This is a genomic window from Sphingomonas sp. BLCC-B65, from assembly GCF_028550675.1.
Classification (GTDB): domain Bacteria; phylum Actinomycetota; class Actinomycetes; order Actinomycetales; family Microbacteriaceae; genus Microbacterium.
On record NZ_JAQQGL010000001.1, the window covers coordinates 305,859 to 316,833 of the forward strand.

At 68.3% G+C, this 10,975-nt stretch carries 9 protein-coding genes and 1 tRNA gene; 2 read left to right on the plus strand and 8 right to left on the minus strand.

The features are described from left to right. Window positions 1-6: 6 nt before the first annotated feature. From PP359_RS01535 to polA, 6 genes are all read right to left on the minus strand, one after another. On the minus strand, window positions 7-264 hold the full coding sequence (locus PP359_RS01535) for a DUF6458 family protein (RefSeq protein ID WP_039416034.1): 258 nt from the start codon (window positions 262-264) through the stop codon (window positions 7-9). Window positions 265-356: 92 nt separating this feature from the next. Then, window positions 357-1,118, minus strand: a complete 762-nt coding sequence (locus PP359_RS01540) for an SGNH/GDSL hydrolase family protein (protein ID WP_499249763.1) — start codon at window positions 1,116-1,118, stop codon at window positions 357-359. A 105-nt stretch (window positions 1,119-1,223) separates the two neighbouring features. Next, entirely contained in the window at window positions 1,224-2,594 is a 1,371-nt protein-coding gene (locus tag PP359_RS01545; RefSeq protein WP_499249764.1) for an MFS transporter, read from the minus strand. A 13-nt stretch (window positions 2,595-2,607) separates the two neighbouring features. Beyond that, a complete protein-coding gene (locus tag PP359_RS01550) occupies window positions 2,608-3,642 on the minus strand; it encodes an LLM class flavin-dependent oxidoreductase (RefSeq protein ID WP_499249765.1) in 1,035 nt (344 codons plus the stop codon). 54 nt (window positions 3,643-3,696) lie between these two features. Next, window positions 3,697-5,373 carry a DUF885 domain-containing protein gene (locus PP359_RS01555; RefSeq protein WP_499249766.1) on the minus strand — a complete coding sequence of 559 codons (1,677 nt, stop codon included), beginning with the start codon at window positions 5,371-5,373 and terminating at the stop codon, window positions 3,697-3,699. A gap of 109 nt (window positions 5,374-5,482) precedes the next feature. After that, entirely contained in the window at window positions 5,483-8,155 is a 2,673-nt protein-coding gene (polA, locus tag PP359_RS01560) for a DNA polymerase I (protein ID WP_499249767.1), read from the minus strand. Window positions 8,156-8,220: 65 nt separating this feature from the next. Here polA and PP359_RS01565 point away from each other — a divergent pair, with 65 nt between their 5' ends. Continuing rightward, window positions 8,221-8,652 (plus strand): hotdog fold thioesterase, encoded by a 432-nt coding sequence (locus PP359_RS01565; RefSeq protein ID WP_036315323.1) that lies wholly within the window; start codon window positions 8,221-8,223, stop codon window positions 8,650-8,652. Window positions 8,653-8,681: 29 nt separating this feature from the next. Here the strand turns inward: PP359_RS01565 and PP359_RS01570 are convergent, their stop codons facing one another. Then, window positions 8,682-9,302, minus strand: coding sequence for an ANTAR domain-containing response regulator (locus PP359_RS01570; RefSeq protein ID WP_036315320.1), 621 nt, complete (start codon window positions 9,300-9,302; stop codon window positions 8,682-8,684). A 56-nt stretch (window positions 9,303-9,358) separates the two neighbouring features. Here PP359_RS01570 and PP359_RS01575 point away from each other — a divergent pair. Beyond that, window positions 9,359-9,439: transfer RNA gene (locus PP359_RS01575), tRNA-Leu, on the plus strand. Between the two features lie 59 nt (window positions 9,440-9,498). On the opposite strand, the gene pyk is transcribed toward PP359_RS01575, so the two are convergent. After that, complete coding sequence (gene pyk, locus PP359_RS01580; protein ID WP_112931578.1) at window positions 9,499-10,947, minus strand: pyruvate kinase; 1,449 nt, start codon at window positions 10,945-10,947, stop codon at window positions 9,499-9,501. Window positions 10,948-10,975: the final 28 nt, after the last annotated feature.

Here is a 10,975-nt window from a genome sequence, read left to right on the forward strand (position 1 = left end):
CGGGAATCAGACCGTTCCGTCGCCGGAAGTGCGCGACTCGGTCTGGGTGATCCGCTCGCCCACACCGGGCTCGACGGTGCGGGTGATCTGCTCGGTGGAGCGACGTCGCAGCATCAGGATCAGGCCGATGAGGAACACGAGCACGCCCGCGCCCATCAGGATGTACCCGATCATGTCGAGGTTCACGTAGGGGACGTCGACGTTGACGGCGAACACGAGGATCGCTCCGATGACGAACAGTGCGATTCCGGCTCCGATGCTCATGAGTGCGTCTCCTTGTTCGGGGATGGGACGTCCTCATGGTGGCGGAACCCACGACGCTCGCCTATGCCCTTGACAGAGGCGAGGGCGGACGGCTAGCTCGGGTCGACCTGCATCCACGTCCCGCCGAACTTCGGCTGTCGACCGTCGCCCGACGAGGTGCCGGTGAGACGCCGACGCACCCACGGACCGAGGTGTTCGCGCATGTACTCGCGTTGCGCGAGACGCGCGACGTCGGTGATCTCGGGCATCGACCACCAGCCTTCCGGCACCCGCTCTCCTAGCGACGCCAGAACGCGGGCGGCGACCCGATGGTGACCGCGGCTGTTCATGTGCAGGCGGTCCTGAGACCAGAACGACGGGTCCGACAGCTCGGCATCCGGCCAGTTCAGCGCGCGGACGACGTCGGGACGCGCCGCGATGCGATCGACGACGGCCGCCGACATCAGGTCACCGCGGCGCTGGATGACCCGGCTCAGGGGCAGCTGTGCCGACGGATTCGCGCCCGACAGCAGAATGAGCGTGACGCCCTCCTCGTCGCACCGCCGGAGTACCTGGCTGAACGCGTCGGCGATGTGGCCGATCGAGGTGCGCGGCCGCAGCATGTCGTTGCCGCCCCCGTTGAAGGACAGGTGGGTGGGCTTCAGGGCGAGAGCCGGTTCGAGCTGCTGCGCGACGATCGGCCAGATGAGCTTGCCGCGGATCGCAAGGTTCGCGTACTGGATGGATTCGCCCCGGGAGTCCGCCCACCCCTGCGCGGTCAGATCGGCCCACCCGCGTACGCTGCCGTCGGGCCGCTCGTCGCCGACGCCCTCCGTGAACGAGTCCCCGATCGCCACGAACCGCACCTCTGCCATCCGATCAGCCTACGCCGCGTTCTGCCGCGGGCTCACCGGTCCCCTTCGGTCGCTGCGGCGCAGCGAAAGCGGCAGATGCGGGCGGATGCCGCGGATGCCGCGACCTCAGCGGTCGTCGAGAGCCGCGCCGCGGTGGTCGGCGAGGGCCCACGCCGCCGCTGCCGCCAGCACGAAGAAGGCGGCGAACACGATGAACAGCAGCGCCGCGCCGCCGGTGGCGAGCAGCGGCGGCACGCTCAACGGCGCGACGATGGACGCGATGCGCCCGACACCCGCGGCCCAACCCGCTCCGGTCGCACGCAGCGACGTGGGGTAGTTCTCCGGCGTGACGGCGTACAGTGCGCCCCAGGCACCGAGGTTGAAGAACGACAGCGCCATCCCGGCCGCGATGATCACGCCTTCCGTCGATGCGGTGCCGAAGAACAGCGCGGCGACCGCGGATCCCGCCAGAAAGACGGACAACGTCACGCGCCGCCCCCATACCTCGATGAGCCAGGCCGCCACGGCGTAGCCCGGCAACTGTGCGAGCGTGATGATCAGGGTGAAGCCGAACGATTTCACCAGCCCATACCCCTGCGCGAAGAGGATCGTCGGCATCCAGATGAACGCGCCGTAGTAGGAGAAGTTGACGCAGAACCAGACGATCCACAGCGCCCCCGTACGCACGCGGAACTCGCCCGACCACAGTGCGCGCAGGCCGCGGTCCGCCAGCTGCGCGCCGGCCGCGGAGCCCACCGGGGCGTGGCGACGAGGCGTACCCTGCAGCGCCGGCGACGACTCGAACGCACGTGTGACCGCGTCGGCCTCGCGGTGGCGCCCACGCCGCGCGAGCCATCGCGGCGACTCCGGCAGCGACCAGCGGACGATGAGCGCGTAGATCGCGGGGATCGCCCCCAGCGCGAAGGCCCAGCGCCATCCGTCGGCGGATGCCGGGATCACGAAGAAGCCGATCAGCGCCGCCGCCGTCCATCCCAGGGCCCAGAACGCCTCGAGGATGACGATGAGCCGGCCCCTCATGCGCGCCGGCGCGACCTCGCTGACGTACGTGCTCGCCACCGGCAGCTCGGCTCCCAGACCGAGCCCGACGATGACGCGGAGGGCGATGAGAGCCGCGAGTCCTCCGGCCAGAGCGCTCGCGCCGGTTGCCAGACCGTAGACGAGCAGTGTGACGGCGAACACGGAGCGGCGGCCGAAACGATCCGCCAGCAGACCGCCCAGGCTCGCGCCCACCGCCATGCCGACGAAACCGGCCGACGCGATCCACGACGCCTGCTCGCCGGTCAACGACCACTGTGCGATCAACGCGGTCAGCACGAAGGAGACGAGGCCGACGTCCATCGCGTCCAGCGCCCAGCCGAGACCCGAACCGGTCAAGACCCGCAGGTGCCGGCGGGTGAACGGGAGAGCGTCCAGCCGCTCCCCCACGTCGATACCTGTCGGCGTCGGCGCAGAGGGAGAGGCAGCGGCATCCGTCATGCCTGAATGCTACTCAGGATGCCGAGAGCATCTCCGACACGAGGGGGGCGACCTTCGTACCGTACAGCTCGATCGAGCGCATGAGCTTCGCGTGCGAGAGGGTGCCGTTGGCGTACTTGAGGTCGAAGCGCGTCGCCCCGAGGGTCTTCATGGTGGCGGCGATCTTGCGTGCGACGGTCTCGGGCGATCCCGCGTAGACGGCGCCCTCCGGGCCGATGTCATGCTGGAACTGCAGCCGGCTGTACGGCGGCCACCCGCGCTCGGCGCCGATCGCGTTGCGGTTGGCCTCCATCGCCGGGTACAGCTCATCCCACGCCTGAGCGTCGCTGTCCGCGACGTGGCCGGGTGAGTGCACGCCGACGGGCATCGCCCCGCTGTGCCCGAACGACGCGAGCGAGCGGTGGTAGAGGTCGACGTAGGGGCGGAAGCGATCGGCCGAGCCGCCGATGATGGCCAGCATGAGTCCGTAGCCGTAGCGGGCCGTGCGCACGACCGACTCCGGCGAGCCACCGACTCCTACCCACGCGCGAATGCCGTTCTCCGTCTTCGGAAAGACGTCGGCGTTGTTCAGTGCTGCCCGCGTCGTGCCCTGCCAGGTCACGGGCTTCTCGGTGAGCAGCTGCGAGAAGAGGTCGAGCTTCTCCTCGAAGAGCACCTCGTAGTCGCCGAGGTCGTAGCCGAACAGCGGGAAGGACTCGATGAACGAACCGCGACCGAGGATCACCTCGGCGCGCCCCGCGGACAGCGCGTCCAGCGTCGCGAAGCGCTCGTACACGCGCACCGGGTCGTCGCTGGAGAGCACGGTGACAGCCGTACCGAGGTGGATCCTCTCGGTACGGGCCGCCGCCGCAGCCAGCACCAGTTCCGGACTGGACACCGCGAATTCGTGGCGGTGGTGCTCCCCTACCCCGAAGAAGGAGAGCCCCACCTGGTCGGCGAGCACCGCCTGATCCACGATGTCGCGGATCGTCTGAGCGTCGCTCAGGCGCTCGCCGTCCTCGCCCACGGTGACGTCGCCGAAGGTGTCCAGTCCCAGTTCTACATTCATACGAATGAGAACCCTCCCTGTGCCGTGATCATTCCGTGCGCGGTGTGGTCGTGCTCAGCCCTGTGCGAGGGCCATGCGCAGCGTATCGAGACCGACCCCACCGAGACGCAGCGCGCGCATGTGGAAGCGCTTGATGTCGAAGTCGGCGCCCTCGCGATCGGCGGTCTCTTCGCGGATCTGTTCCCAGATGCGCTGGCCGACCTTGTAGGACGGTGCCTGCCCCGGCCAGCCGAGGTAGCGGTTGACCTCGAACTGGATGAACTCGTCCGACATGTTGACGTTTCGACGCATGAACTCAAGGGCGAAGTCGGCGTCCCAGATGCCCTCGCCGTCGGGACGAGGCTTGCCCAGGTGCACGCCGATGTCCAGCACGACGCGGGCGGCCCGCATCCGCTGGCCGTCCAGCATGCCGAGCCGGTCGGCCGGGTCGTCGAGGTAGCCGAGCTGCTCCATCAAGCGCTCGGCGTAAAGGGCCCAGCCCTCCGCGTGTCCGCTGGAGCCGGCAAGCAGTCGCCGCCACGAGTTGAGTTCCGCGCGGTTGTAGACCGCCTGGGCGATCTGCAGGTGGTGGCCGGGAACGCCCTCGTGGTAGACCGTGGTGAGCTCGCGCCACGTGTCGAACGAGTCGACGCCCTCGGGCACCGACCACCACATCCGGCCGGGACGCGAGAAGTCGTCGGTCGGTCCGGTGTAGTAGATGCCGCCCTCGTTGGTCGGCGCGATCATGCACTCGAGCCGACGGATCTCCTCCGGGATGTCGAAGTGCGTCTTGCCGAGCTCCTCGACGGCACGATCGCTCGTGGCCTGCATCCACTCCTGAAGGGCCCGCGTGCCGCGCAGCTTGCGCGCCTCGTCGTTCTCGAGGAACGCCACGGCCTCTTCGACGCTCGCACCGGGGAGGATCTCGTTGGCGATGGCCTCCTGCTCCGCCACCATGCGGGAGAGTTCCTCGAGACCCCACTCGTACGTCTCGTCGAGGTCGATCACGGCGCCGAGGAAGCCGCGCGAATGCAGGGCGTAGAGCTCGCGTCCGACGGCATCGTTCTCGGATGCCGCGGGTGCCAGCTCGGTGCGCAGGAAGTTCGCGAGTTCGTCGTACGCGACGCGGGCGGCGCCCGCGTGGCCGGAGAGGGTCTTCGCGAGAGAGGCGGGGAGCTGTCCCTGCGCCGGGGCCGCGTCAGCCGCGAACGTCGCGAAGAAGCCGTTGTCGGCGGTATAGCGGGCGATCTGCCCCACGACCTCCGTGACCTGACGGCGGGCGGGAACGACGCCCGTCGCGATGCCCTCGCGCAGTGTTTCGATGTACCCGCCGATCGCGTCGGGGATGGCCGACAGTCGCGCAGCGATCACCGACCAGTCCTCGACCGTGTCGGTGGGCATCAGGTCGAACACGTTGCGCAGCTCCTGCGCGGGCGAGGCGATCACGTTGAGGTCGCGCAGGTGCGCACCGGCCTCGTGCAGCGCGAGCGAGAGCTCGAGGTCGCCGGCGAGGTCGGCCTTGGTGACCACGTCCACGTCGTCGACCGGCTCGGCCGCCTGCAAGGCCGACAGCGTGGCACGCGTGGCGTCGATGCGCGCCGCCGTGCCCGCGGGTGAGAGGTCATCGAGACGGTCGTTGTGCTCGAAGCGTCCGATGTAGGTAGCCAGTCCCGGAGAAAGCTCGGCAGAGGTGTCGACCCATGCCTCGGCGATCGCGTCGATCGGCGTGGGGGTACGTGAGGAGTCAGTCATTCTTCGAGCCTAATCCCGACGCGTTCCTCGCGTGGGTCCGGATGCCGGGGCGGACGGCACGCGATCTCAGCCGTGCTCCCCCGCGGCCTGCGATCCTCCTCGGGCGAGCTCAGTGGCCGGCGACGTCCCAGTTCTCCCCGCGACCGATCTGTACGTCCAGGGGCACGGACAGCTCTGCGGCATCACCCATGCGGTCGTGGACGATCTGCTCGACGAGGTCCCACTCCCCCGGGGCCACCTCGACGACGAGTTCGTCGTGGATCTGCAGCAGCACCCGCGAAGCGACACCCTGGGCTCGGAACTCGTCGTGGATGCGGAAGAGGGCGATCTTCATGATGTCGGCCGCGCTGCCCTGGATCGGTGCGTTCAGTGCCGCACGCTCCGCGTTCTCGCGCAGCACCCGATTGGGGCTGGCCAGATCCGGGAACGGTCGACGCCGACCGAAGATCGTCTCGGTGTACCCGTCGATGCGGGCCTGCTCGACGGAGGAGCGCAGGTAGTCGCGGACCGCGCCGAAGCGGGCGAAGTACTCCGTCATCAAGAGCTTGGCCTCGGACTGTTCGATGCGCAGCTGCTTCGACAGGCCGAAGGCGCTGAGGCCGTAGACGAGTCCGTAGCTCATGGCCTTGACCTTCGTCCGCATGGCCGGGGTCACATCGGCCGGTTCGACGCCGAACACGCGTGCACCGACGAACCGGTGGAGGTCCTCGCCGGAGTTGAACGCCTCGATGAGACCTTCGTCACCGGACAAGTGCGCCATGATCCGCATCTCGATCTGCGAGTAGTCCGCGGTCAGGAGCGTCTCATAGCCTTCGCCTACTTCGAACGCGGCACGAATGCGTCGAGACTCCTCGGTGCGGATCGGGATGTTCTGCAGGTTCGGGTCGGTGCTGGACAGGCGCCCGGTCTGGCTTCCCGTCTGCACGTACGTGGTGTGGATGCGCCCGTCGCCGGCGGTGGTGCGATCATTGCCGATCGATGCATCGAGCGACTCGATGATCTGACGGAGCTTCGTCGCCTCACGGTGCTGCAGAAGCAGATCGAGGAACGGGTGCGGGTTCGACTCCTGCAGGTCGGCGAGCACCGCGGCGTCGGTGGAATACCCCGTCTTCGTTTTGCGTGTCTTCGGCAGCTCGAGCTGTTCGAACAGCACTTCCTGCAGCTGCTTGGGTGAGCCCAGGTTCACCTCCCGCCCGATCTCGGCGTAGGCGAGCTGGGCAACGGCCTCGGCGCGCGCGCCCAGCTCCGCAGAGAACCCCGAGAGCTTCTCGTGCGAGACGGCGACGCCGGCCACTTCCATGTCGGCCAGGGTGTCGAGAGTGGGCAGTTCGATCTCGGTCATCACACGGGCGACCGACGCGGGCATCTGGGCCCGCATGGCGTCGGCGACGCGCAGTGCGTACCACGACAGTTGACCCGGGGTGGCGCCTTCGGTCTCGGGTACCAGCTGCGTCGGATCGGCCTCGGGCAGCTTCTCGTCGAGATAGCGGTCGACGAGGTCACCGAGCCCCTTGTCGGGAAAGCTGGGGCGCAGCAGCCACCCGGCGAGGATCGGGTCGAAAACCAGGCCCCGCAGTCGCACTCCGGCACGTCGGAGGGCCTTCACCTGCGCCTTGGCATCGGCGATGACCTTCGGCGCATCACTGCTCAACCAGGGCCCGAGAGTCGCGGAAACGTCCGTCGACCAGGTCGTCTCGATGGCCTCATCGCCGGTGGCGAGGCCCAGTCGTGCGGGAAGGCCGCCCTCCGTCGTGAGCGTGAGCGCCACCTCCTCGGCGTCGTCGGCCGCCGTGCGGGCGGCGACCCATGCCTTGAGCGCGGCCGCGTCGGCCTCGACGGGCTGGGGCGCTGCGATCGTGTTCGCCGCGTGGTCGGCGCCGTCGTCGAGGTCGGCGCCGACGGCCTCGAAAACGCGCGGCAGAAGGGTGCGGAACTCCAGTCGAGCAAAGATATCGCGAACGGCCTGCGCGTCGATCGGGTGCACCGCAAGGTCGGCCGGTCCGACGCCCAGCTCGACATCGCGCAGCAGCGCGTTCAGGTTCCTGTTGCGGCGCACGTCGTCGAGGTGGTCGCGCAGGTTGCCCCCCACGACACCCGTGATCTTGTCGGCGTTCTCGAGCAGAGAGTCCAGGCTCCCCCACTGCGTGAGCCACTTGACGGCCGTCTTCTCGCCCACCTTCGGCACCCCCGGCAGGTTGTCGCTGGTCTCGCCCACGAGCGCGGCGATGTCGGGGTAGTTGGCCGGCGGCAGGCCGTACTTCTCGACGACGGCATCCGGCGTGTAGCGCTTGAGCTGCGACACGCCCTGCGCGCTCGGGTACAGCAGCGTCACATCGTCGGTGACGAGTTGGATGGTGTCACGGTCGCCGGAGCAGACGAGGACGTCGTAGCCCTCGGCCGCACCGCGCGTGGCGAGGGTCGCGAGGATGTCGTCGGCCTCGATGCCCTCCTTGGTGAGCACCGTCACGTTCATCGCGGCGAGGCAGTCCTGCAGCAGAGGAATCTGGCCCTTGAACTCCGCCGGCGACTCGGAGCGGTTCGCCTTGTACTCGGGGTACTCCTCGGTGCGGAAGGAGTGACGGGACGTGTCGAAGGCGACGGCGAGATGCGTCGGCTGCTCCGCTTTGACGAGGTTGACGAACATCGACAGGAAGCCGTAGATGCCGTTCGTGTGCTGACCGTCGCGCGTCGTGAAGTTGTCCACGGGAAGGGCGAAGAAGGCGCGGTACGCCAGCGAATGGCCGTCTACGACGAGGAGAGTAGGCTTTGCGGAGTCCGTCACCCTGCAACTCTAGACGCGGGGACGGACACTGGAACTCCCGACCCGATCACTTCCGAAGGTGGACGATGACCGCTGAGAACTCCCCTGTCGACGACGGCATGGATTGGGCGCGTCAGCGCGGAATGGGAGCCCTCGCCGAGAAGATGGGCATCGAGTTCACGGAGTTCAGCATCCAGCGCTCCGTCGCGACGATGCCGGTCGAGGGCAACACCCAACCTGTCGGACTGCTGCACGGCGGCGCGTACGTCGTTCTCGGGGAGTCCCTCGGCTCCATGGCGGCCAATCTCCACGCCGGCCCCGGTCGACTCGCCGTCGGCGTCGACATCAACGCGACCCACACGCGATCGGCCACGAGCGGCGTCGTCACCGGGGTCTGCACCCCTGTGCATCTCGGCCGCAGCCTCACGGTCCACGAGATCGTCGTGACCGACGATCAGGGGCGGCGCTGCTCGACGATCCGCATCACGAACATGATCAGGGAGCGCACGCCGTCCTGAGCCGGCGCGTCCGCGCCTCGAGGCGAGGGTCAGCCCTTCTTTGGCGAGAGCTGCTCGATGATCGCCTTGGCGACGTCCTGCATCGTCAGGCGGCGGTCCATCGAGGCCTTCTGGATCCAGCGGAACGCCTCGGGCTCGCTCAGGCCCATCTTCTCGTTGAGCAGGCCCTTGGCGCGGTCGACGAGCTTACGGGTCTCGAAGCGCTCGACCATGTCGGCGACCTCGGCCTCGAGGGTGATGATCTGCTCGTACCGCGCGAGGGCGATCTCGATCGCCGGGAGCAGGTCGTTGGGGGTGAAGGGCTTGACCACGTAGGCCAGGGCGCCGGCCTCGCTGGCCCGCTCGACGAGCTCCTTCTGGCTGAACGCAGTCAGCAGCACGACGGGGGCGATGTGGTTCTTGCTGAGCTTCTCGGCGGCGCTGATGCCGTCGAGGACGGGCATCTTCACGTCCATGATGACGAGGTCCGGGCGCAGCTCGGTCGCCAGCTGCACGGCGGTCTCCCCGTCACCGGCCTCCCCCACGACGTCGAAGCCGTTGTCGCGGAGAATCTCGACGATGTCGAGGCGGATCAGCGATTCGTCCTCGGCGACGACGACGCGTCGCGGGGAGGATGCCGTGGGAGTCGTGCTCGGTTCCTGCTCAGTCACCTTTGAATCCTACGGTATGGTCAATCCCGGACGTGCGCTGATGAACGTCCGCGTGCGCCGGTGTGGCGGAATGGCAGACGCGACCGACTCAAACTCGGTTGTCTTCGGACGTGTGGGTTCGACTCCCACCACCGGCACGATACGCAGAGGGCGGATGCCGGTGATCCCGGCATCCGCCCTCTGGCGTCTCTGCGACCTACTTCTCCGACTGGTAGATCGGCGCCTTGCCGTGAACGGCGTCGCCGATCCGGTGCACCCGGATGTCGTTGGTCGAGCCGATGATTCCGGGAGGGGAACCCGAGATCACGACGACCTTGTCCCCTTCCTGGGCGAGGCCCTGGCCGAGGAAGAACTCATCGACCTGCATGAACATCATGTCGGTGTGCGCAACGTGCTCCACGAGGGTCGACTGCACGCCCCACGTGAGCGCCATGCGGCGACGGATGGCCGGGTCGACGGCGAAGGCCATCATCGGGATGCCGGGGCGCAGCCGCGACATGCGACGGGCGGTGTCCCCGGACTCCGTGAAGATTGCGATGTACTTCGCCTCGATGAACTCGGCGACCTCGTTCGCGGCGAGGGTCAGGATGCCGCCCTGTGTGCGCGGCTTGGCGCTGAAGGGGCGGATCCGCTCCAGGCCGTGCTCCTCGGTCGACTCGACGATGCGGGCCATCGTCTGCACGGTGACGACCGGGTAGTCGCCGACGCTCGTCTCGCCGGAGAGCATGACGGCGTCCGCGCCGTCGAGGACGGCGTTGGCGACGTCCGAGGCCTCGGCGCGCGTGGGCACCGGAGCGTGGGTCATCGACTCGAGCATCTGCGTCGCGACGATGACGGGCTTGGCCATGCGGCGGCACATCTCGACGGCGCGCTTCTGGACGACCGGCACGGCTTCCAGCGGCAGCTCGACTGCGAGGTCGCCGCGCGCGACCATGATGCCGTCGAAGGCATCGATGATCTCCTCGAGGTTGTCGACGGCCTGCGGCTTCTCGATCTTGGCGATGACGGGGACTTTGCGTCCCTCCTCCGCCATGATCTCGTGCACGCGGGTGATGTCGGCGGCGTCGCGCACGAACGACAGCGCGATGAGGTCGGCGCCGGCCTGGAGACCCCAGCGCAGGTCCGACTCGTCCTTCTCGGAGAGAGCCGGGACGCTGACGGCGACGCCCGGAAGGTTGATGCCCTTGTTGTTGGAGACGGTGCCCGCCACGATGACCTTGGTCGTGACGACGGGGCCGTCGACGCTCTCCACCTGGACGCGCACCTTGCCGTCGTCGATGAGGAGGAAGTCACCGGGCTTCACGTCGCCGGCGAGGCCCTTGAAGGTGGTGCCGACGAGGTCGCGCGTGCCGACGACGTCCTCGGTGGTGATGCGGAACGTGTCGCCGACAGCGAGGTCGTGGGGTCCGTCGCTGAACTTGCCGAGGCGGATCTTTGGGCCCTGCAGGTCGACGAGGATGGCGACGGCGCGGCCCGCGTCGTCAGCGGCCTTGCGCACGTTCGCGAAGCGGACTTCGTGCTCGGCGTAGGAGCCGTGGCTCAGGTTCATTCGGGTGACGTCCACGCCCGCATCGATGATCGCGCGGATCATCTCATACGATTCGGTGGCCGGACCCAGGGTTGCGACGATCTTCGCGCGTCTCACTGAAGACTCTCCGGTCTCTATGGGTTGT